The sequence below is a fragment of the Pseudochrobactrum sp. Wa41.01b-1 genome (assembly GCF_019464455.1).
In the GTDB taxonomy this organism is placed as follows: domain Bacteria; phylum Pseudomonadota; class Alphaproteobacteria; order Rhizobiales; family Rhizobiaceae; genus Pseudochrobactrum; species Pseudochrobactrum saccharolyticum.
In genome coordinates, this window is the sequence record NZ_CP080493.1 from 773038 (window position 1) to 794999 (window position 21962).

Consider the following 21962-nt stretch of genomic DNA (forward strand, 5'->3'; position numbering starts at 1 on the left):
GTGATTCGTACAAATCTCAGCAGGCACACAGGCGGATGGCGCAGATTTTAAGCTGATGATGCGCTATTGCAGCACATCAAATTATAGTTTCAGGCCAATAAAAAAGCCCGCTCGAAGCGGGCTTTAATAACAATAAGCAATAAGCTTACTTGTTCTTGTTGTCGGCAACCGGTTCACCACGGGTGCGCACATCACCGATGGTGGAACGCAAAACGCGGATTTTGATACCGTCAGCAATTTCAGCTTCCAGTTCATTATCATCGATCACTTTGGTAACTTTAGCGATGATGCCGCCACCGGTAATGATCGTGTCATTGCGGCGGATATTGGTCAGCATTTCGCCGCGTTTTTTCATCTGATTACGCTGAGGACGGATAATCAGGAAATACATAACAACGAAAATAAGGATAAACGGCAGAATGCTCATCAGCATATCCGCGCCACCGGCACCACCGGCGGCCTGAGCGTAAGCAGGGGTAACAAACATGTAAGTGACTCCTCGTCAAACTGAAAACTGTCCGATGCTTCTCGGCTGCAGAATTCCTTAAACCGATTGCGGGTTAGGGAATTATGTAGCCAAAGCCGTCATATTTCACCGGCATGCATCAAATTTATTCACTGCGCATTACAACGGTTATACGCCGTTATGCAACCATAGATGCAAATTCTTAATCCACTTTACCAGTGCGGCCATCATTTTTTTCACTCCGGCCTTGGTTACCGGCACAAATACAATATTTTCACACAACCGTACCCATGAGTACTATTCAAAGACAATAATCTTGCTAAAGTCAGACTGTTCTTGAAGGCAGTCTTTAAGAAGCAAACAGAAACAGTCCGGTAAAGCCGGTAGCTACAGCTCAAGTGCTTTACTTAAAATCCGGGCATTCTTGCATCCCGTCATAAGTCTGAGGACCGGATACAAGAGTGCCGCGGATAGAATACAGGCTTTAAAATGAACACGACTGAGCAATTATTAAGTACAAAACTGGATCAGCTGCTGGCTGTTCTTGAACGTATGGCGCCACCTGCCCCCAAACCGTTACAGGCGGAGAGTGCTGATACTTTTGTCTGGGAGCCTTCCCGCCTTGAACTGGCACCGGTCAAAAAGGTCAACCGTGTTGATCTCGGCCTCATTCATGGCGTTGATCATGTGCGCGATCAGCTGGTGAGCAATACCGAGCGCTTTGCCCGCGGCCTGCCCGCCAACAATGTGCTGCTCTGGGGTGCACGCGGCATGGGCAAATCCTCACTGGTCAAGGCCGCACAAGCTTCAGTCAACCAAACCGCTGAAAAGCCGTTGAAACTCATTGAAATTCACCGCGAAGATATCAACAGCCTGCCGGTATTGATGAATCTCATCAAGGAGAGCGACTACCGTTTCATTCTGTTTTGTGATGACCTGTCCTTTGACCATGACGATACATCCTACAAATCACTGAAAGCTGCGCTTGAAGGCGGTGTCGAAGGCCGTCCTGATAATGTGATTTTCTATGCCACATCCAACCGCCGCCATCTGATGCCGCGTGAAATGATTGATAATGAGCGTTCCAGCGCTATCAATCCGTCTGAAGCGACAGAAGAAAAAGTCTCTCTCTCCGACCGCTTTGGTCTGTGGCTTGGCTTCCATAAATGCAATCAGGATGATTATCTGGCGATGGTCGACGGCTATGCTGCGCATTACGGCTTCAATTATCCGGTTGAGAAGCTGCATGCGGAAGCTCTCGAATGGTCAACCACACGCGGCAACCGTTCAGGCCGCGTTGCCTGGCAATATGTACAAGATTTGGCCGGCAGGCTTGGCATTTCCATTCATGCATAAACAAAAAAGCCCGCGGCATGATGCAGCGGGCTTTTTTTCAATTCAGAGCATAATTTTAAAGAGTTAGAACGTCCTTTGCATGGCACATGGCGCTCTATATTCTGAGAATTATGTTTCCAGATATTTCGACGGATTAACCGGCGTTGAGTTCTTGCGCACTTCAAAATGCAGCTTTGGCGATTTTGCATTGCCGCTCATACCGGAACGGGCAATTTCCTCACCGCGACGCACTTTCTGACCGCGCTGCACATTGATCTTGCTGTTATGACCATAGACAGTCACAAGACCATTTTCGTGGCGCACCAGAACAGTCTGACCAAATTCCTTCAGCCCGTCACCGGCATAGATAACCACACCGTTTTCGGCTGCCTTAACCGGCGTACCTTCCGGCACCATAATGTCGATACCGTCATTCACAGTACCGCCGTCACGCTGACCAAAGCTGGTCAGCACCTTGCCGCGTACCGGCCAGCGCATCTGCGAGATACCGGTTGCAGAAGGCGCCATGGCGACATCCTGCTCGGCTTCTTCAATCACCTTATTGCTCGCCTGCGGCGGTGTATAAGGCTTTACGCTGCCATCCGGCACCTGTTTTGCAGCTGCAGGCGGGGTTGAAGCTGTTTTTACTGTCGTATCAACCGCGGCCTGAACCGGCTTGGCAACAGCCGCGACCTGCGTTGCTGCAGCAGTCGCCGCAACAGGGATCACCAGAGACTGACCGACGCGGATTGTACCGTCGCTCATGCCGTTCGCTTGTTTCAGAGCTGCAGCCGTCACACCATTGCGCTGGGCAATCGCATGCAGCGTATCACCGCTCTGCACAGTGTAACCGCCGGTCGCAGCAGCTACTTTTGCGCCTGCATTGGCAACAGCATTATTCACTTTATTCGTTGCAGCCTGCTGAGCATTGGCAACAGCCTGTGTGCCGTTTGATTTCAGCTGACCAAGGGTCTGCGTACCGCCATTGGCAGCAGCAACCAATGCGCCGCCGGCAGCGGCTTTAACGCCCGGAATTGTCAGTGTCTGCCCTGCCCGCAGCATATTCGGGTCAGTAATATTATTCGCAGCCATCAGATCATTCGGAGACACATTAAACCGGCGGGCAACGCCGTAAAGTGTTTCACCCGGCTGCACCATCGCATTATTAACCGAACTTGCCGCAGCATTGGTCATATTGCTGCCAGCCATTGCAACCTGCTGTGTCACCTGATCGCGTACGGACTGAACAGAGTTCTGAACATTATTCTGCACAACCTGTGCAGCGCCCATCGGCGCGGCAGTTCCTACCGGCGGCAACTCGTTACGCTGCACATTACCGGAAGCCACACGCTGCGCAGCCGGCATCGACGGATAATTATCCGCGCCGTTATTCTGCTGATAGGACTGATTCTGTGACTGCATAATCGCGCGCTGATTATTCGTCGATCCAGTCGTAAGGCCATCCGTAAAGCGTGTCATATCCCCGCTACAGCCAGCAACCACACCTGCAAGCAGGATGACCGCGCTATGACGCAGAAGACGCTCGGACGCATGATGCAAAACTTTTTTACGCATATTCAACCCGTCCATACCCGAAACTCTAAGTAGACTTATTAAAGCGCGTTAATGTTACCTGCTGGTTAAAATTGCTGTAAAAAAATTAAAAGATTCATCAAACGGATACCATAATCGCTAAATCAGGCAAATTTGATACACGATATGCTACTCCGAAGCCTGTCAGAGCACTGTGACAACTATAAAAACCGGGAAATAAAATCAGCCGAAGTTTCAGAGAAACGCAGCAGAGCCTTCGATAAACGGCTGATAACGCACCATCATCAGGTCTTCGCGCTCAAAACGGCTGCCGACTTTGGCCATGCGGCACATGACCTGTTGCCCGTCACCCTGCCCGACCGGCGCAATCATCACGCCATGCGTTGCCAGCAGATCCAGATATTGCCGCGGCATTGCATCCGAAGCCAGCCAGACGATAATACGGTCATAAGGACCACCGGCTACACCGTGGCGGCCATCTGCATGTTTGCAAACAACATTTTCGATCTGATGCGCCTGAAACTGATTACGCGCGGCTTCTGCCAGAGTCTTATAACGCTCAATCGTTGTCACACGCGCGGCTAGGCGCGCCATAACAGCGGCAGTGAAACCCGAGCCTGTGCCAATTTCCAGCACGCGATGTCCCGCTTCAAGCGACAAAGCCGAAAGAAAACGCGCCTGATCGTCCAGCCCCTCAATTGATTCGCCGCAAGCCAGCGGCAAAACACGATTGCTATAGGCAAAATCCTGATAGGCTGAATTGATGAAATGCTGACGCGGCGTGGCTTCAATTGCTGCAAACAAACGCGGATCGTGCAAACCGCGACTGCGCATACGCAATACAAAAGAGGCAAAACCTTCTTTGCCGCTCATGCGATATTTGCCCGTATTTGCCTGCATATGAATATTCATGAACCCTGCCCGAAGTCAGATTTATAGCCGATCAGGCAGCATCATCCTTTAAAATTGTAAATTCAGAGATAATGCGAAGAAATAAAAATGCCGGAGACATTTCCGCCTCCGGCATTTCCTTAATCCAAACCTGAATATCAGGCTTTTTCGATACGGGTCATGCCGCCCATATAAGGCACCAAAACCTCAGGAATGGTGATGCTGCCATCTTCTTCCTGATAGTTTTCCATCACTGCAATCAGCGCACGACCGACAGCAACACCGGAACCGTTCAGCGTGTGAACAAAACGGGTCGCTTTTTCACCGGCAGCACGGTAACGCGCATTCATGCGACGTCCCTGAAAATCACCGCAGACCGAGCAGCTGGAGATTTCGCGGAATGTGTTCTGACCCGGCAGCCATACTTCGATATCGTAGGTTTTCTGTGCGCCGAAGCCCATATCACCGGTGCAAAGTGTAACAGTGCGGAATGGCAGACCGAGACGCTTCAAAACTTCTTCAGCACAACCGGTCATGCGTTCAAGTTCGGCTTCCGAGCTTTCCGCATCGGTGACCGATACCATTTCCACTTTCCAGAACTGGTGCTGACGCAGCATACCGCGTGTATCGCGACCGGCAGAACCTGCCTCCGAGCGGAAGCATGGTGTCAGCGCAGTCACACGCATCGGCAATTCAGCGCCATCCACAATCTCACCATTAACGAGATTGGTCAGCGGCACTTCCGCAGTCGGGATCAGCCAACGGCCGTCAGTGGTGCGGAACAGGTCTTCCGAGAATTTCGGCAGCTGGCCTGTGCCATAAACCGCATCATCACGCACCATCAGTGGCACCATGGTTTCAGAATAACCATGTTCTGTGGTATGCAGATCAAGCATGAACTGACCAAGCGCACGCTCCAGACGCGCAAGCGCACCTTTCAGCACGGTAAAGCGCGAACCGGACATGCGGGTAGCGCGCTCGAAATCCATCAGACCGAGGGCTTCGCCCAGTTCAAAATGCTCTTTCGGTTCAAAACCGTAATTACGGATATTGCCGACACGACGTGTCTCGACATTGTCATTCTCGTCTTTACCGACTGGAACGCTGTCATAAGGCACATTCGGCAGGCTCGAGAGAACATCATTCAGCGCTTTATCAAGGCGACGCTCTTCTTCTTCCGCTTCGGTGAGGAAGGTTTTCAGTTCGGCAACTTCCGCCTTCAGACGGTCAGCGGTCGCCATATCTTTTTCGCCCATCGCTTTGCCGATCTCTTTCGAGGCGGCATTGCGGCGCTCCTGCGCTTCCTGCACCTTGGCGATATGCTGACGGCGGGCTTCATCCAGCGCCAACACATCGGAGGATACAGCAGAGGCTCCGCGCTTTTGCAGAGCAGCATCAAGAGCTTCAGGGTTTTCGCGTATCCATTTAATGTCCAGCATTGGAAGTACCGTTATTTTTAGGTTCAGGTTCACCGTAATCACAACAAGCGGTTACGGCAGGCTCTTATATCGCAACACGATCACAACTGATCCGCTGCAATGCATGAAAAGGCAGCATAAATGCTGCCTTCAATTTCTATCACATGATACGAAAATCAGGACGATTTTTGCTCATTATCATCTGCAGGGGTGAGATTATTGAGAATTTCGGCTTGAGCGCGCTTCTTCTCAATCATCTGTGCCAGCCAGATCGAGATTTCGTAGAGCAGGATTGCCGGTATAGCAAGACCGATCTGGCTTGCAGGATCCGGCGGTGTCAGCACGGCAGCCACCACAAAGGCAATCACAATCGCATATTTGCGCTTATCCCGCAGGCCCTGTGCAGTCACCAATCCGACCTTGGCCATCAGCGATGTGATAACCGGCAGCTGGAACACCAGACCGAAGGCGAAAATCAGCGTCATAATCAGACTGAGATATTCCGACACTTTCGGCAGCAAAGAAATCTGCACTTCGCCATCCGCACCCGATTGCTGCATGGCAAGGAAGAACCACATCACCATCGGTGTGAAGAAGAAATAAACCAGCGCGCCACCCAGCAGGAACAGCAAAGGCGAAGCGACCAGAAACGGCAGGAATGCCATACGCTCATGCTTATAAAGGCCGGGCGCAACAAACTTGTAAATCTGCGAAGCAATCATCGGAAAGGCAAGAACCAGACCGCCGAACATCGCCACTTTCACCTGCGTGAAAAAGAATTCCTGCGGTGCGGTATAGATCAATGCGGCTTTGCTGCGATCCATCCCTGCCCAGTCCAGCGCCCATTGATAAGGCAGAACCAGCAAATTGAAGAGATGCTTGGCAAAAGCAAAGCAGAGTACAAAGGCCAGAAAAAAGGCCACAATCGACCAGATCAGGCGGCGGCGCAGCTCAATGAGATGCTCAAGCAAAGGCGCAGCGCTCTGGTCTATTTCATCCTGATCACTGCTCACTGCTCAGTTCCTGTCTTTTTCGTTGTTTTCGCTGCGGCTTTTGCACGGGGTGCAGCAGCTTTTTTCTCTGCGGCTTGTTTTGCCGGTGCAGCTTTAACCGTAGAATCGCTTTTTGCCGGCGCTTTCTTTGCAGCAGGTTTTGCCGTTGTGTCAGCCGTAGTTTTTGAAGCTCTGGGTTTCGCGGCTTTTTTCACCGGTTCGGCAGCAGCAGGCTCGGCAACAGCAGCTGAAGGCTTTGCAGCAACAGGCTGTGCAGCAGGCGTTGCCGCTTTCGCCTCTTCCTCTTTGATTTCAGAGAGATCCAGCGGCGAATCCATAGGCACGGCCGGTGTTTCCTCCGGCTTCGGCGATGCATTATTCAGGCTGGCACGCAAATCATCACCGGCGCTGCGCACCGGTTCAAAAATATCCGTCACCGTTTTGCGCGGGTCATATTGCTTCACGCCGTCAATTGTCTTTTTGACTTCGTCCAGCTCTGCCTCACGCATAGCTTCATCAAAATGCGTCCGGAACTCGTTCGCCGTGGCGCGCAGCTTTCCTGTTGCCTTGCCAAAGGCGCGCAACATTTTCGGAAGATCCTTCGGGCCGACAACAACGATCATAACAACCGCAATTACCAGAAGCTCCGACCAGCCTATATCTAACATCGGCGTTCCATTTCACCATCTGTCCGCCTTTGGCCTGTGTTCAAAGCGAACGCGTGGCCAAAGTCTTTCTGCGCCGCATAAGGCGGCACAGTCCGGCAGAATGATCTGTAATTACAGTTTTGTCGTTTTCTTCGTCGGCTTGACCTGTTCGCCGGTCTCATTGTCGATGGTCTTGGAAGAAGCAACATCGGTTTCTTCAGGCTCGTTCATGCCCTGCTTGAAGTTTTTGATGCCCTTGGCAACATCGCCCATCAGTTCAGGAATTTTGCCGCGGCCAAACAACAGCAGCACAACCGCCAGAACAATAAGCCAGTGCCAGATCGAAAAACTACCCATCTTATATCCCCTAAATGCTCTCGCGGCATATTCATACCGGAGCAGGATTATCCAAATTCAGTCTCTATTTAAGCGCAATCACAGCATTGTTCAAACAGAACCGGTGAAATTTCTCTTTGTTCTACAGCATAGTTACAAAAATAAAAAACATTTATCCGGCAGAACCCCGCTGAAGCCCTTATCCGGTAACGTGCCGCTGTTTGAAATGGCTGCAACCCCGCCGCTGCTTAAAAGTTAACAAGCACAGAATTATGACAATTTTAACAGTAACAGCAGCAAAAAGGGGCTATTTATCTTGTTCATCCTCGACCTTCGGCATGAAAAGACCTAGCTCTTCAATATCACCGGCAGTCAGCGGGTCTTCATCCGCCAGCAATTCATCCGGCCGCACACTCGGCACCGGCACAGAGAAATTCGAAGGCAGACGTGCGGAGAGCAGCCCTGCCCCGCGCAATTCATCCATACCCGGCAGATCGCGAATCTCTGCCAGACCGAAATGATCCAGAAAACTGTCTGTCGTGCCATAGGTCACCGGACGCCCCGGCGTGCGTCTGCGGCCGCGCAGCTTCACCCAGCCGGTCTCCATCAGCACATCCAATGTGCCTTTTGAGGTTTCCACGCCGCGAATATCTTCCATCTCCGCACGGGTTACCGGCTGATGATAAGCAATAATCGCCAGCACTTCGAGCGCCGCACGCGACAGTTTCTTCTGTTTGACCAGATCGCGGCTCATCAGAAAGCTTAAATCCGATGCTGTGCGAAACGCCCAGCCGTCACCGGCTTTGACCAGATTGACACCGCGCAGACGATACTCACTTTGCAGCACTTTCAGCACCGGCAACAGTTCCACATCCAGCGGCAGTCGCTCCGACAGCATTTTCTCCGTCACCGGCTCGGAAGACGCGAAAATAATCGCCTCAACCATACGCACCACATCACCCAGCGCCTCGCGTGACGGTACGGACGGATTGGTATCATCGGAAGATATGATCGGCATTTCAGCCTCAGCAGCTGTCAAAATTTCAGTCTCGCTCACGCTTCATCCTTATCTTCGCGATCCGCCTTCAGATCATCTGGCACACTGCTTACCGGTTTGCGTTCGGCAGCGCGTACAAAAATCGGTTCGAAAGCTGCATTCTGGCGCAATTCCATCCGCCCTTCACGCACCAGCTCAAGACTGGCGGCAAAAGAACTGGCAATCGCACTCGCACGGTCTTCCGGTCGCGCAATATAATCCAGCAGAAACGCATCCAGCGCCACCCAATCCTGCAATTCCCCAACCATGCGCACCAGCAGCACCCGCGCCTCTTTCAGCGACCAGACTGTGCGCTTGGCAATCTGTACATGGGAAACCGCCTGTCTCTGGCGCTGCGAGGCATAGGCCGTGAGCAGATCATAAAGCGAAGCGCTGTAAAGGCTGGTCTTTTCCACCAGCACCGTTTCCGGCATACCACGGGCAAATACATCGCGCCCCAACCGGTCACGATTGACCAGCTTGCCCGCCGCATCACGCATGGCTTCAAGCCGTTTCAACCGGAATTGCAAAACGGAAGCCAGCTGTTCGCCGGTCTCGCCATCCTCATCTTTGACTTTAGGGATCAGCAGACGCGATTTGAGATAGGCAAGCCATGCCGCCATCACCAGATAATCGGCAGCCAGCTCCAGCTTTCGGTCGCGTGCCAGCTCGATAAATTTCAGATATTGCTCGGCAAGTGCCAGCACAGAAATCTGTGTCAGATCAACCTTCTGATTGCGTGCCAGATGCAGCAGCAAATCCATCGGCCCTTCAAAACCCTGCACATCCACATGCAGGGTCAGATCTTCCGCACTGTCAGGCGGAATGATGAGTGCCGTCTCTGACTGCCACAGATCATCCATCGGCACATCGGCCTTTGGTGTCTGGGGATTATCCGTCTTTGCGGTTTCGGTACTCATCATCCGGCCTGTTATTTATTGAAGTTCTGCCTGACTATCAGGCAACAGCGACCTCTGGGAATAAAGCGTTAAATTCCGCACGGATCGCTGCCTCATTGCTCAGATCCGCTTCACCTGCAAAGACTTCAGCCAGTTCCGCACGGCGCAGACTCTCATCTTTCAGATCAGGAATAGCAGCGGCAACGGCTATGGTTTCTTCCAGCACGCCGCTGCAATGCAGCACCACATCACAACCGGCAGCGATAATCTCACGGGCAATATCATCCAGATTGCCGGACAGCGCCTTCATGGAAATATCGTCGCTCATCAGCAAACCGTCATAATCCAGCATATCACGGATCACGCAATTGATAACCACCGGCGACAGCGTTGCAGGACGTTCCGGATCGAGCGCCTTGTAAACAATATGCGCAGTCATAGCGGCCGGCAGATCATCAAGCTGGCAGAATGGTACAAAATCACGGGCGCAGAGTTCGCTCAAAGGTGCATCAACGCTCGGCAGTTCCTTATGGCTGTCGGCAAATGCACGGCCATGCCCCGGCATATGTTTCATCACCGGCAGCACACCACCGGCCATCAGCCCTTCAGCAACCGCATTGCCCAATACCGCAACAGTTTCCGGATCATAGGAGTAAGCGCGCGAGCCGATCACCTCATGAGAGCCTTCAACCGGCACATCCAGCACCGGCAGACAATTGGCATTGATGCCAACGCCCATCAGATCAAAAGCATGAAGACGGCCGAGCAGCCAGGCGGCGCGCATACCCTGTTCTTCATCCTGTTCATAAAGCGCACCGATCTGCGACGCTGACGGATAGTTCGGCACCAGCGGCGGGCGCAGGCGCTGCACACGTCCGCCTTCCTGATCGATAAAGATCAGTGTCTCATCCCGTCCGGTTACATCGCGGATTTGCGCGGTCAATGCGCGCAACTGCTCCAGACTTTCCACATTGCGGGCAAACAGAATAAAGCCCCACGGACGCACACGACGGAATAGTTCCTGCTCGGCTTCGGTCAGCATTGTACCTTCGAAACCGGTAATCATGGCTTTAAATGTCATTGCGGCAATGCTCCTCGCCTATTGGAATATGACAAATCAGATAATGCTCTCTGCATAACCCATAAAGAGAAAATGCGCTGCGTATTTTAAAGATACACAGCGCATTTCATGTTTGTTTTACATATTTTCAGATCAGAGTGTCGGGAAGCAGCTGCCGCCGGCAGATTTCAGACGCTCACAGAGCGCTGCGGCTTCAGCTTTGGTACCACCCGGAATACGGACACGGTAATAAGTACCCTTACCGGCAATATCCGCTCTTTTGATATCAACACCACGACCACCGATAACATTGCCATAGCGCGAGCTCATATTGGCATAGCTCTTCTGCGCCAGTTCTGCACTCGGCTGCGAGGCGATCTGAATGAACCATGTACCCGCAGGAACATTGGCTGCAGGCGCAGTGGCGCTGGCAACCTGCTGCGGCGCGGTATTTTGCGCAGGACGCTCCACATTGCCCACAACATTAACCGGCTGTTCGGCAGGACGGGATGGCACAACCGGTGCAGCTGTCACTTCACGCGGTTTGACCTGTTCACCGGAAGCGGTGAAAGTCTGCGTCTGTACAACGCGCGGTGCTGCTGCACTCTGTGCAGAAGGTGCCGGTGCATCAGTACCCAGACGTTCAGGAACAGCACTCTGGCTGATCAGGCGGGATGCCTCATCAAGACCATTATCGGTTGCAGCTGCATTATTATTTGCAGGCGCAGTGGCCGCCGGTGCTTCACTCGGTACGATTGTACCATCAGCGCGCACGACCATGGTTTTAACCGTACGTGGTGTTACCAGCTCACGCTCAGCCTCTTGTGCCGGATTATTGGCAGCCGGAGGCGTTGCACTATTGGTGCTTTCCGGTTCATCCGACAGCAAACGGTCTTCTTCCGCATCTGCACCCTGCAACAGGCCTACATCAACCGGCTCTTCTTCCGTATTGATAAGGGTTTTCTGTTCAGGCGCAGCAGGTTTGGTACCGGAAACCTGATCGTAAACAGCCTTATCCTGATTTGGTACAACCATACCGCCCGGATTTTCCGGCTGGACTTTAACCGGCTGGCTGTCAGCCCGCAGAACTGCAGGTTCGCCGCCGACAACACCGCCGGATTTGAGCATATAGTAACCGCCGCCCAGAACGATCAGAGCTGCTGCAGCGACCGATGCCCAGAGGATAGGTTTACGCAACGGGTTCTCTTCACGCGGACGGGCTTCCGTATAGTCATCCTCATCACGGGCAAAATTCTCGGACAGATTATAGGTGTCGAAATCATTATTCTGCGCGCCCTGAGCCGCCCAGTGATTATAATAATCATCCTGCGTGGCATTGCCTGTCTGGCCTGCACCGCTCTGCGCGGAAGATCCACGCAAAGCTGCCCGCGCTACGGCTGCACCGGCAAGACCAGCTGCAGCACCGGCAATAGTGCCGAAACCTGCACCATTGGAACCGGTGTCTTCCGGCTCAGCTTTGACGCTCGTATGATAGTCTGCGAAATTATCCTGCAGGATATTTTCAAAAGCCTTATCCGCCTCACTGGTTGTATCCGGTGCGGCAGCTTCATTCACACTGATCGTGCTGAAAATTTCTGCAAATTCTGATTCGAGACTGTTCAGCCCCGTTTCTTTAACATCATCGCCATAGCTGACCTCAGGCAGATCGAGCGCCTGTGTCTGCTCAACCTTGTTTTCCGACACAACAACGGATTCAATTTCCGGTGCCGGTACAAACGGCTTGGAGGCCACACTCTGAGCTGGCTGATAGGCCGGAATTTCCGGTTCATCATTCAGATCAAGATCAAGCGGCAGTTCTTCCAATGCTTCTGCAATGGCGAAATCATCGGCAGGCTGCAGGTCTTCATCAAATGAGAAATCGAAATCATCGTTGCTGAAGAAATTATCCGCCGCGACCGGCTCCTCATAGGCTGGTTCTTCGTAGGAAGCTGCAACAGGAGCGGCATCACGCACAGGCTGCGAAGCATAGGCAGACGGAATAGCTGCAATCGTATCCGCAAAGCTGCTGACAGAGCGTTCTGCTGTACTTGCTGCAGATGTGGTTGCAGCCGCAGCTGCCGGTGTCGCTGCACCGAATGTGTAGGAAGAATAACCACGCACTGCATTATGCGCCAACGGAGCCACAGGCTCATTATACGTCAATGGAGCCTCCGGCTCATTATACGCCGATGGAGCCGCCGGCTCCGGTACATAAGGTTGCTCTATGGCCTGTTCTGCAACGGGCGCATTTTCTTCTGCTTCGTAGAAATCATCGCCGAAGTTGAAATTTTCAGTCTGCTGATCTTCTTCAAAAGCGACAGCCTGTTCCGGCTCATAGGTTTCGGTTGTTTCTTCCGCGTAATCAGACTGTGATCTGGCACCGAACAGATCCGCGAAGGAACTGGCAACCGGAGCTTCAGCTGTATCAGCACTGTCCTCTTCCCAATTGGTCTGGGCGCTGGCTGTGCGGTTTGGCAAGCGGCTCAGATCGGGAGCTGCAAAGAACTCATCATCAATCTGATCGTAATTCTGCACCGGTGCAGCCTGCGTATAATCATCCTCGCCCTGCATATCTGCATGGGCATGATGATCCGCGACCGGCTCCTGACCGTCAAAATCGGCAACAGCAGGGGCAACCTCAATGGACGGCGCATCAAACAATGGCTCGATATCAGTTAGCGGAACAACTTCATCCTCATAAGCCGCGACCGGATCAGCATAGGCCGTTGCTTCAGGTGTTGCTTCAAACGGTGCCTGATAAGCATAATTATCCGTCTGAGCCGGTGCCGCAGCAGGTGCTTCATCCTGCAGCAGGAATGAAAGCTCATCCTCAAAGCTGGTATCAGACTGCTGTGCTGCATTCACAGGGCGGTAAGCCTCGTTTTCCGCAAAAACATTGTCATAGCTCTGGGCAACAAATTCCTGTTGCGGCTCACGGCCGATATCAGAAAAATCGAAATCATCTGCATTCAGTTCAGGCAGATCAAAATCCTGAGCGGCCTGCTCTTGCGAAACATTGGCCGTGACTTCCGAATATTCAGGCGCATGGGAACCATACCCCGCCTGATAAGGCTGGGCATACTGGTTCTCCTGATAATACGGATCGGCAGCAACCTGCGGAGCGGCTTCCGGTTCAAAGCTCTGGCTCAGCTCATTTTCCAGCGAAGAGAAATAATCTTCATTCGCAGCCTGTACAGGCTCTGAAAATGCTGCATCCTGAGGCAGATCGGAATAGGCCTCATAATAAGCATTCTGCGGTTCCGCAGTCGTATAATCCTGCTCTTCCGCATAATATTGCGGAATATCCTGCTGAAAGGCAGGCTGGGACTGTTCCGGTGCTTTTTCTTCTGCATAGGCACGCTGCAACGGCGCATAGCCGGTAAAGCGCGGCTCGACAGCCTGCTGGTAAGAGCGGCTCTCTGTAGCTGCCTGCTGAACAGGGCTGAACGCTTCATCCTGCGGCTGGAAATTGCTGGCTGGCTGTGCCGGTTCAGCAGCGAAGTCCGCCGCGAATTCAGCGTCGAAATCTGCCATCAGTTCCCGCTCAAGGCTCATCTCGGAAGACATTTCCGGTTCAGCCTGCGCATTCTGCATATTTTTTTGTTCTGCCGGTTCATCAAAGCCAAAAATGCGCGACAATTCAAACAGCGGATCATTATCCCGCGCCGATTCGTCGCGAATATCACTGTGATTCTGATTGCGGCCCGTCACGCTACTGTCAGTCATGGCGTTTTCCTAATTTCAACTGGAGCGCCCGCCGACGTCTCCCTAATCATTGCTAATATAGCAAGGCAATGTGGGCAAAACTTGACAGTAGTTTCCTGCAAAAACGGCACGAAAACGCAGCAAATGCGCCTTTCGTGCCGGTCTTTACCTGAATATCAGAGGCGGTAACTTAAACCGCCCTCACTCTATTCAGCGCATTTCTGTCGGAGCATCCGCGCCGATAATCGACAATCCGGATACCAAGACATCAGAAACAACCTGCACCAGCCCTAACCTGGCAAGTGACAAGTTTGTATCGTTAACCTTAATAAAACGTAAGTCCGGGTTGTCCGAGCCACGATTCCACTGAGAATGGAACGCGCTGGCGAGGTCATAGAGGTAAAATGCGAGCCTGTGCGGCTCCTGATGGATAGCCGCAGTCTCAATCAGACGCGGATATTCGGCAAGCTTACGCACCAGCGCCACTTCGCTCTCATCGGTGAGCAGAGACAGGTATTTTGCCGCCTCTTCACGCTCGATTTTTTCCAGACCAAGCTGTTCTTTTGCCTGACGGAAAACCGAGTTCGCACGCGCAGATGCATATTGCACGTAGAATACCGGATTGTCTTTGGACTGCTCGGTGACTTTGGCGAAGTCAAAGTCCAGCGACGCGTCATTCTTGCGGTAAAGCATCATGAAACGCACAGCATCGGAACCAACTTCATCCACCACATCACGCAGTGTGATGAACTGGCCTGAACGCTTGGACATACGCACCGGTTCACCATCGCGGAACAGCTTGACCATCTGGCAGATCAGCACGGTCAGTTCAGCCTTACCTTCGGCAACAGCCTTGGCCACCGCTTCCAGACGCTTGATATAGCCGCCATGATCAGCGCCGAGCACATAGATCATTTCCTCAAAGCCGCGATCAAACTTGTTTTTGAAGTACGCAACATCCGCAGCAAAATAAGTGAAGCTGCCGTCAGACTTAACCAGCGCACGATCCATATCATCGCCGACTTCAGTTGAACGCAGCAATGTCTGCTCACGATCTTCCCAGTCATCCGGCAGCTGGCCTTTTGGCGGCGGCAGCTTGCCTTTATAGACATGGCCTTTGAGCGTCAGATCATTGATCGCGGTGCGGATCAGCTTGGCATGGTCAGCATGCAGGCTGCGCTCGGAGAAGAACAGGTCATGATGCACATTGAGGGAGGCCAGATCATCACGGATCAGCGCCATCATGGCATCAATCGAACGGTCTTTAATCAGCGGCAGAACTTCTTCTTCCGGCTTTTCCAGCAGCGACGAGCCAAATTCTTTGGCCAGTGCCTGACCCAGCGGCACCAGATAATCACCCGGATAGAGACCGGCAGGAATTTCGCCAATATCTTCGCCCAGTGCTTCGCGGTAACGCAGCATCACGGATTTGGCGACAACATCAATCTGCGCACCGGCATCATTGATGTAATATTCTTTGGTTACGTCATAACCGGCAAATTTCAGCAGATTGGCCAGCACATCGCCGACAACCGCGCCACGGCAATGGCCGACATGCATCGGACCGGTCGGGTTAGCGGAAACATATTCCACATTGACCTTGCGCATACCGCCCATTTTCGAACGGCCGTAATCGGTGCCTTCTGCCAGCATAACGCCAAGCTGACGCTGCCAGTAATCATCATTCAGACGCAGATTGATAAAGCCCGGACCTGCCACATCAACGGATGCAACATCTGCATCGCCTTTCAGCGCTTCGGCAATTTTGGCTGCCAGTTCACGCGGATTGCTGCCAACCGCCTTGGAAAGCACCATGGCCGCATTGGTGGAAATATCACCATGCGTAGCATCGCGCGGCGGTTCAACACCAACACGGGAAACATCCAGTTCACCGCCGTCTTTGTCTTTCAAACCAAGATCTTGCAGTGTCTTTTTAATTTTAACGTCGAAATCAGCAAAGATATTCATAATCTGTCCTGTCGGAACATAAATGCGGAGCAAGCCGCAATTCACATTCAATCAATTGAACGTCATGCAATGGGGAAGCTCAGCGCCTCGCAAATCACACAGTCAGAAATGGCAGTTTTGCAGCCCGTTTAAGCCAAGTCGGGCGTATGGTCAAACAATCGTCGGTGTTCACGCACGGCATAATTATCAGTCATGCCTGCAAGAAAATCCGCAATCTGGCGCGCAAAGGCTGAAGTCTCGTTACCGGCAATCCCTGCCCGCCAGTCGGCAGGCATCGCATCCGGCGCCGTCATATAAGCATCGAACAGGTCTTTCACGACCTGATCGGCATTTTTGCGGATCGGCACGACCTGCGCGTTGAAATAGAGATTCCGGTAGAGAAACTTCTTCAAGGTTTTCTCGGCAATCGCCATATCCGGCGAAAAACCGACCATCATCTCGCTGGCCGAGCGTACATCATCCACACTCTGCGGATTGAATTTCTTGATTTGCTCTTGCGCATGCGCAATCACATCTTCAACCATACGGGTGATCTGCCTGCGCATCAGTTCATGGCCACGACGCACCGGATCAAGCTTCGGATAAAGGCGTTGCACTTCCTGCAAAATATCCCGTGTCAGCGGTACTTCCTCCAGTTGCTCCAGCGTGAGCAGACCGGAACGCAGACCGTCATCAATATCATGGGCATTATAGGCAATGTCATCGGCAATGGCCGCGCATTGCGCCTCAAGGCTGGCAAAGCCGGAAAGCTCCAGATCAAACCGCTCATTATATTTGAGGATCGAACCCGGAACCGGCTCACCATCCGAATAAGGGCCGGTCAGCGGGCCGTTATGTTTGACCAGACCTTCCAGCGTTTCCCATGACAGGTTGAGCCCGTCAAATTCCGCATAGCGTTTTTCCAGCAAGGTCACGATGCGCAGCGACTGCGCATTATGATCGAAGCCGCCATAATCCGCCATTTTCTCATTCAGGGCATCTTCGCCCGTATGGCCAAAGGGCGTATGGCCGAAATCATGCACCAGCGCCACGGCTTCTGCCAGATCTTCATCCAGCCGCAATGCACGCGCCAAAGCACGGGCAATCTGCGCCACCTCAATCGTGTGGGTCAGCCTTGTGCGGTAATGGTCGCCTTCATGAGCGATAAACACCTGTGTCTTGTGCTTTAATCGTCGGAAAGCAGTTGAGTGGATAATACGGTCGCGGTCACGCTGATAAGGCGTGCGTGTTCGGCTCTCGGTCTCATGCACCAAGCGTCCGCGCGTTTGCGCAGGGTCGCATGCATAAGGAGCACGTTCACGATAGCCGAAACCAATACTGTCCATCATTCTTCCTGTTATGATTTGTGTTTCATCAACCAAAATCCGCAAGCTTGCGCAAAGCACATCAGGCCTTTCGCAACAATTGCACTCTGCTGCATTATCATGATTGCAGTGCAAAATAACAGGTTTGATATGCAGCGCAGTATAAAACTTTAGGGCAAATGACGTGTGACAGGAGATTGCGCCCTCTGCCCTGCTGACCTATATTACAGTCCTATCAACATATATCCTGTGCGGAACTTGAACCGCCCATGATTTTAAGGTGACTATTATGACGGACATTTCCGTATCCGATGCGGCGGCCAAACGCATTGTCAAAATTCTGCAAAAGCAAGCCGACAAATCAGCCCTGCGTATTTCCGTTGAGGGCGGCGGTTGCTCAGGCTTTTCCTATAAATTCGATCTTGTCAGCGATACCAATGATGATGATCTGATTATTGAAAAAGACGGTGCCAAAGTGCTGATCGACAGCATTTCCGTGCCTTATATTGACGGTTCGGTTATCGATTTCATTGACGATCTGATGGGACAGTCCTTCCAGATCAACAATCCGAATGTCACGTCATCCTGCGGCTGCGGTGTCAGTTTCGCAATCTGACCGGTTTCTGTCATGAATAGCTGCCGCATAATCTGAAATGCGGCAGATTTTTTTATAAAACTCAATACGGGGATACGGCTTTGAAAATTGCCACATGGAACATTAACGGTGTCAAAGCACGTATCGAAAATCTGCTGCACTGGTTGCAGGAATGCCAGCCTGATGTGGCCTGCCTTCAGGAAATAAAATCCGTAGACGATCTGTTCCCGCGGCTGGAAATTGAAGCCCTCGGCTATCACGTGGAAACCCACGGTCAGAAAGGCTTTAACGGCGTTGCCATTCTCTCGAAGGTCTCACCGGTTGAAGTCAATCGCGGGTTACCGGGTGACGACAGCGATGAGCAGGCACGTTTTATCGAAGCCGTTTTTACCACGGAAAAAGGCGTGATCCGTGTCGTTTCGCTCTATCTGCCAAACGGCAATCCGGTAGATACAGAAAAATACCCTTACAAACTCGGCTGGATGCAGCGTCTGGAAAACTGGGCGAAAGAGCGGCTGGAACTGGAAGAGCCGCTGGTGCTCGCCGGTGACTACAACATCATCCCGCAGCCGATTGATGCCAAATATCCGGAAAACTGGGTGAATGACGCGCTGTTCCTGCCACAGAGCAAACAGGCATTCCGTCGTCTGGAAAATCTCGGCTTTTATGATGCGATCCGCAATGTCAGTGATGAGCAAATGTTCTCGTTCTGGGATTATCAGGCCGGTGCATGGCAGAAGAATAACGGTATCCGCATTGACCATCTTATGCTGTCGCCGGAAGCTGCCAATCTGCTCGATGGTGCGGAAATCGAGAAACACACACGCGCATGGGACAAACCATCTGACCATGTGCCGGTTGTTATTCAGCTTAGCTGCTGGAATAAATTATCTCAAAGATTAGAAGACTATAGCGCCGCAAACTGAATCAGTTTGCTAAGTTGCGGTACCTGCACAACTATTTCTACTCAGAGTAAAACAAACAAGTGCTAGTGCTGGCCGACAAGTGCAATCGCATTACGGCGGTCAGCCTCACCGGCAACCGAAAACGCCTGTTCCTGCATCGCACGGATCCATTCGCAATCCTGATCCGAACAACGCTCAAAAGCAGCCGTCAGCATCGCAAGGCCGCGAACGGTTTTGCCGGCCTGAAACAGCATATTGCCGAGCATAGCCTGCGCATTGGCATTGCCTTTTCTGGCAGCCAGCTGGAACCATCGTGCAGCCTGCGTTTTGTTCTTCTCTACTCCGTCACCTTTGAGCAGCATAGCGCCAAGCTCATATTGGGCAGTCGAGTCGCCAAAATTGGATGCGGCCTGCACATAGAGATCACGGGCCATATCGGGATTGGAATTCACAGGGGTGCCGGGAATACCGCGCTTGAGATAGCGTGCCATCTGCACCAGTGCACCGGCCACATAAGATTCGTTCTGCGAACCCGGCTCTGCGCCTTCATGGACGATTTTTTCAAAAATTTTATAGGCTTCGTAATCGTTTTCCGGAACACCGTCGCCCTGAGCATACATGCTCGCCAGTTTCCAGTTCGCGCCCGGATGTCCCTGATCTGCCGCATAGCGCAGAGCTTTCAGCGCTTCATCCTTATGGCCGTTCTTAAAGGCGGATACCCCGAATTTGAAAACCTCAAACGGATTGCTCTTCTTGTCCGCATTGTCCGGAATATCAAAAGCAAACGCGCTGCTGCACACCAGATAGAGTGCAACACCGGCTCCACACACAGAATACGCGATTTTCTTAAACGACCCGATCACGACAGCATTCTTTCATTATCGTTTGCCAAAATAACTTTGGTAAAGGACAAGTTAACAAGATGAGAAAAACTAGCCATTTTTTCAGGCAAGATTGCGACCTGTGAATAAAGTCGGCTAAACAGATTTCCTTCAGCAGAGCCCGCACCTGAAGTCATCATGCAAGACTGCACGCTAACCTGCGGATTTTTTTGAAAAAAACTAGAATTCTGCAATTACCGACCTCAATGAAGGGCAAAGATTGTTTCACATTTTGTCAGGACTAAACTTTGCCTGCCTCCTATCGGTGCTCCGCATTTATGGCGGGAAATAGGCCAAGTTCGTCTCCGTGAACCTTAGCGCGGCTGAAAGGTAAATACTGTTACCAAAACAACACAAATTTACGCTGATATATAAAATTCCCATCCTAAAACCACAAAACAATCCGGTTTCAGAGCGTCATAGTTGTCATCCCGTTGCGAAATATAGTTAAGCAAGTGATTATAAATCTTGGTTTTATAGAGAAGCAGGATTTCCTCAAGAATCGCTGTCCAGAATCGATTCTCTGTGTGTCAGCAGAGATACAGATACGATTTCAGCCGTGCTTGCGATAATCCTCTTTTCTTCAGGCAACAGCACCTTATAGTCCGCCTTATGAAACCATCTGCTTCGGGGCGCAGACCTCAACCTTACAGACGACAGCCGCAGCGCCGCAGCAATCGCAGGCACTATCGCAAACCCTATTCCTTCCTTCGCCGGTCAGGGATTGTGACTGCACTGCTGTTGCTGGGCATATATGCGTTGATGCAGACCTTTATGCCGCAATGGGCAGAAACTGTTTCCGGCAGCAATCAACCGCGTCAGCCTGTTCGTGCGAACAAGAATGAAGCTCTGCCTGCGCAACTGAGCGGTCGCGGCGGAAGTCTGCATATTTACGATGGTGATACAATTGCCATACAGGGGCAGCGCATACGGCTGAAAGGCATGGATACGCCGGAAACCCAACAAAACTGTAATATGGACGGTAAAGATTATAGCTGCGGGCGCAATGCGACTGCGGAATTACGCCGCCTGATCGGCAATCAGACTGTTACCTGCACAGCGGACGGACGCGATCAGTATGACCGCATCCTTGCCTTCTGCAAGGCCGGAGAGACGGATCTCAACCGCACGATGGTCGAGCAAGGCTGGGCAGTGTCCTACGGCCTCTATCAGCGTGAGGAAGCACAGGCACGCAAGAATAAACGCGGATTATGGGCGGGGGAATTTGAACGCCCCGGCAAATGGCGGCGGGAAAATCAGTCACGCTCTAATGAGCGTAACCGGAGCAATCAGTAATATGGCAACGGCATTGCAGACGCTGCAACATCAGATCAATGACTGCAGAATTTGCCGCGACCAGCCGCTTGGTCCACGCCCGCTGGATCATGAGCCAAGACCGGTATGCATCTCCTCCCCGACAGCCAGAATTGCCATATGCGGTCAGGCACCGGGTATCCGTGTGCACAATACCGGCATTCCGTTTAACGACCCCTCCGGTGTGCGGTTGCGCCAATGGCTCGATGTGACACCGGAAGAGTTCTATGACGCAGAGCGCTTTGCGATCATTCCCATGGGGTTCTGCTTTCCGGGCTATGACAAACATGGCGGCGATCTGCCCCCGCGCCGTGAATGTCGCCTGACATGGCATGACCGGTTGTTTGATCTCATGCCGCAAATCGAGCTGATTATTGCCATTGGCAGCCATGCGCAAACATATCATCTCGGGCGCAATCCTACCTATCGCGAATATTTACAGGCACAGCAAAAACCGCTCAATATGACCGAGACCGTAGAAAACTGGCGACGCTTTATCGAGAGCAATCAGAATGACGGCCCTGCTGTACTGCCGCTGCCGCATCCGTCATGGCGTAACAGCGGCTGGCTGAAGCGTAATCCGTGGTTTGAAAACGAGCTTTTGCCGGTGCTTCGTCAAAAAATCCGGCCTTTATTGTCGAGATAAAAATAATTTC

Annotated in this window: 19 protein-coding genes; 5 read left to right on the forward strand and 14 right to left on the reverse strand. The window is 52.1% G+C overall.

Annotation, left to right across the window (positions count from 1 at the left end; translation table 11 throughout):
- Positions 1-145 precede the first annotated feature (145 nt).
- Positions 146-487 (reverse strand): preprotein translocase subunit YajC, encoded by a 342-nt coding sequence (yajC, locus tag K1X45_RS03685; RefSeq protein ID WP_022711479.1) that lies wholly within the window; start codon positions 485-487, stop codon positions 146-148.
- A 468-nt stretch (positions 488-955) separates the two neighbouring features.
- Here yajC and K1X45_RS03690 point away from each other — a divergent pair, with 468 nt between their 5' ends.
- Positions 956-1822 carry an ATP-binding protein gene (locus tag K1X45_RS03690; RefSeq protein ID WP_116087530.1) on the forward strand — a complete coding sequence of 289 codons (867 nt, stop codon included), beginning with the start codon at positions 956-958 and terminating at the stop codon, positions 1820-1822.
- A 108-nt stretch (positions 1823-1930) separates the two neighbouring features.
- Here K1X45_RS03690 and K1X45_RS03695 read toward each other — a convergent pair whose 3' ends face one another.
- From K1X45_RS03695 to K1X45_RS03750, 12 genes are all read right to left on the reverse strand, one after another.
- Entirely contained in the window at positions 1931-3166 is a 1236-nt protein-coding gene (locus K1X45_RS03695) for a LysM peptidoglycan-binding domain-containing protein (RefSeq protein WP_370627139.1), read from the reverse strand.
- A gap of 423 nt (positions 3167-3589) precedes the next feature.
- On the reverse strand, positions 3590-4267 hold the full coding sequence (locus tag K1X45_RS03700) for a protein-L-isoaspartate(D-aspartate) O-methyltransferase (RefSeq protein WP_022711482.1): 678 nt from the start codon (positions 4265-4267) through the stop codon (positions 3590-3592).
- 137 nt (positions 4268-4404) lie between these two features.
- Positions 4405-5685 (reverse strand): serine--tRNA ligase, encoded by a 1281-nt coding sequence (serS, locus tag K1X45_RS03705; protein WP_220159878.1) that lies wholly within the window; start codon positions 5683-5685, stop codon positions 4405-4407.
- A gap of 155 nt (positions 5686-5840) precedes the next feature.
- Entirely contained in the window at positions 5841-6677 is an 837-nt protein-coding gene (gene tatC, locus K1X45_RS03710; protein WP_022711484.1) for a twin-arginine translocase subunit TatC, read from the reverse strand.
- On the reverse strand, positions 6674-7324 hold the full coding sequence (tatB, locus tag K1X45_RS03715) for a Sec-independent protein translocase protein TatB (RefSeq protein WP_220159879.1): 651 nt from the start codon (positions 7322-7324) through the stop codon (positions 6674-6676). The genes tatC and tatB overlap by 4 nt, the downstream gene beginning before the upstream one ends.
- Before the next feature lie 111 nt (positions 7325-7435).
- Positions 7436-7660, reverse strand: a complete 225-nt coding sequence (locus K1X45_RS03720; protein ID WP_022711486.1) for a twin-arginine translocase TatA/TatE family subunit — start codon at positions 7658-7660, stop codon at positions 7436-7438.
- A 286-nt stretch (positions 7661-7946) separates the two neighbouring features.
- Positions 7947-8696, reverse strand: a complete 750-nt coding sequence (gene scpB / locus K1X45_RS03725; RefSeq protein WP_370627064.1) for an SMC-Scp complex subunit ScpB — start codon at positions 8694-8696, stop codon at positions 7947-7949.
- On the reverse strand, positions 8693-9595 hold the full coding sequence (locus tag K1X45_RS03730) for a ScpA family protein (protein ID WP_370627065.1): 903 nt from the start codon (positions 9593-9595) through the stop codon (positions 8693-8695). Before K1X45_RS03730 ends, scpB begins: the two co-directional genes overlap by 4 nt.
- Positions 9596-9632: 37 nt before the next feature.
- The gene (gene nagZ, locus K1X45_RS03735) at positions 9633-10655 is read right to left on the reverse strand and encodes a beta-N-acetylhexosaminidase (RefSeq protein ID WP_255560525.1); all 1023 of its coding nucleotides are present in this window, start codon (positions 10653-10655) and stop codon (positions 9633-9635) included.
- 132 nt (positions 10656-10787) lie between these two features.
- Positions 10788-14360 (reverse strand): SPOR domain-containing protein, encoded by a 3573-nt coding sequence (locus K1X45_RS03740; RefSeq protein WP_220159880.1) that lies wholly within the window; start codon positions 14358-14360, stop codon positions 10788-10790.
- Between the two features lie 189 nt (positions 14361-14549).
- The gene (gene argS / locus K1X45_RS03745; RefSeq protein ID WP_220159881.1) at positions 14550-16307 is read right to left on the reverse strand and encodes an arginine--tRNA ligase; all 1758 of its coding nucleotides are present in this window, start codon (positions 16305-16307) and stop codon (positions 14550-14552) included.
- Between the two features lie 128 nt (positions 16308-16435).
- On the reverse strand, positions 16436-17635 hold the full coding sequence (locus K1X45_RS03750; protein ID WP_220159882.1) for a deoxyguanosinetriphosphate triphosphohydrolase: 1200 nt from the start codon (positions 17633-17635) through the stop codon (positions 16436-16438).
- 265 nt (positions 17636-17900) lie between these two features.
- On the opposite strand from K1X45_RS03750, the gene erpA reads away from it, so the two are divergent.
- The gene (erpA, locus tag K1X45_RS03755) at positions 17901-18227 is read left to right on the forward strand and encodes an iron-sulfur cluster insertion protein ErpA (RefSeq protein ID WP_075654866.1); all 327 of its coding nucleotides are present in this window, start codon (positions 17901-17903) and stop codon (positions 18225-18227) included.
- 80 nt (positions 18228-18307) lie between these two features.
- Positions 18308-19132, forward strand: a complete 825-nt coding sequence (xth, locus tag K1X45_RS03760; protein ID WP_220159883.1) for an exodeoxyribonuclease III — start codon at positions 18308-18310, stop codon at positions 19130-19132.
- A gap of 62 nt (positions 19133-19194) precedes the next feature.
- On the opposite strand, the gene K1X45_RS03765 is transcribed toward xth, so the two are convergent.
- Positions 19195-19941 (reverse strand): tetratricopeptide repeat protein, encoded by a 747-nt coding sequence (locus tag K1X45_RS03765; RefSeq protein WP_183956639.1) that lies wholly within the window; start codon positions 19939-19941, stop codon positions 19195-19197.
- A 777-nt stretch (positions 19942-20718) separates the two neighbouring features.
- Between K1X45_RS03765 and K1X45_RS03770 the strand changes: the two genes are divergently transcribed.
- A complete protein-coding gene (locus K1X45_RS03770) occupies positions 20719-21288 on the forward strand; it encodes a thermonuclease family protein (RefSeq protein WP_255560527.1) in 570 nt (189 codons plus the stop codon).
- 1 nt (position 21289) lies between these two features.
- A complete protein-coding gene (locus tag K1X45_RS03775) occupies positions 21290-21952 on the forward strand; it encodes a uracil-DNA glycosylase family protein (protein WP_213598239.1) in 663 nt (220 codons plus the stop codon).
- Positions 21953-21962 lie beyond the last annotated feature (10 nt).

Coding starts and splice junctions, on each gene's coding strand:
- yajC (WP_022711479.1), bottom strand. CDS start 487: ATGTTTGTTACCCCTGCTTACGCTCAGGCCGCCGGTGGTGCCGGTGGC.
- K1X45_RS03690 (WP_116087530.1), top strand. CDS start 956: ATGAACACGACTGAGCAATTATTAAGTACAAAACTGGATCAGCTGCTG.
- K1X45_RS03695 (WP_370627139.1), bottom strand. CDS start 3,166: ATGCCGGCTGCGCAGCGTGTGGCTTCCGGTAATGTGCAGCGTAACGAG.
- K1X45_RS03700 (WP_022711482.1), bottom strand. CDS start 4,267: ATGAATATTCATATGCAGGCAAATACGGGCAAATATCGCATGAGCGGC.
- serS (WP_220159878.1), bottom strand. CDS start 5,685: ATGCTGGACATTAAATGGATACGCGAAAACCCTGAAGCTCTTGATGCT.
- tatB (WP_220159879.1), bottom strand. CDS start 7,324: ATGTTAGATATAGGCTGGTCGGAGCTTCTGGTAATTGCGGTTGTTATG.
- K1X45_RS03720 (WP_022711486.1), bottom strand. CDS start 7,660: ATGGGTAGTTTTTCGATCTGGCACTGGCTTATTGTTCTGGCGGTTGTG.
- K1X45_RS03730 (WP_370627065.1), bottom strand. CDS start 9,595: ATGAGTACCGAAACCGCAAAGACGGATAATCCCCAGACACCAAAGGCC.
- nagZ (WP_255560525.1), bottom strand. CDS start 10,655: ATGACATTTAAAGCCATGATTACCGGTTTCGAAGGTACAATGCTGACC.
- K1X45_RS03740 (WP_220159880.1), bottom strand. CDS start 14,360: ATGACTGACAGTAGCGTGACGGGCCGCAATCAGAATCACAGTGATATT.
- argS (WP_220159881.1), bottom strand. CDS start 16,307: ATGAATATCTTTGCTGATTTCGACGTTAAAATTAAAAAGACACTGCAA.
- K1X45_RS03750 (WP_220159882.1), bottom strand. CDS start 17,635: ATGATGGACAGTATTGGTTTCGGCTATCGTGAACGTGCTCCTTATGCA.
- erpA (WP_075654866.1), top strand. CDS start 17,901: ATGACGGACATTTCCGTATCCGATGCGGCGGCCAAACGCATTGTCAAA.
- K1X45_RS03775 (WP_213598239.1), top strand. CDS start 21,290: ATGGCAACGGCATTGCAGACGCTGCAACATCAGATCAATGACTGCAGA.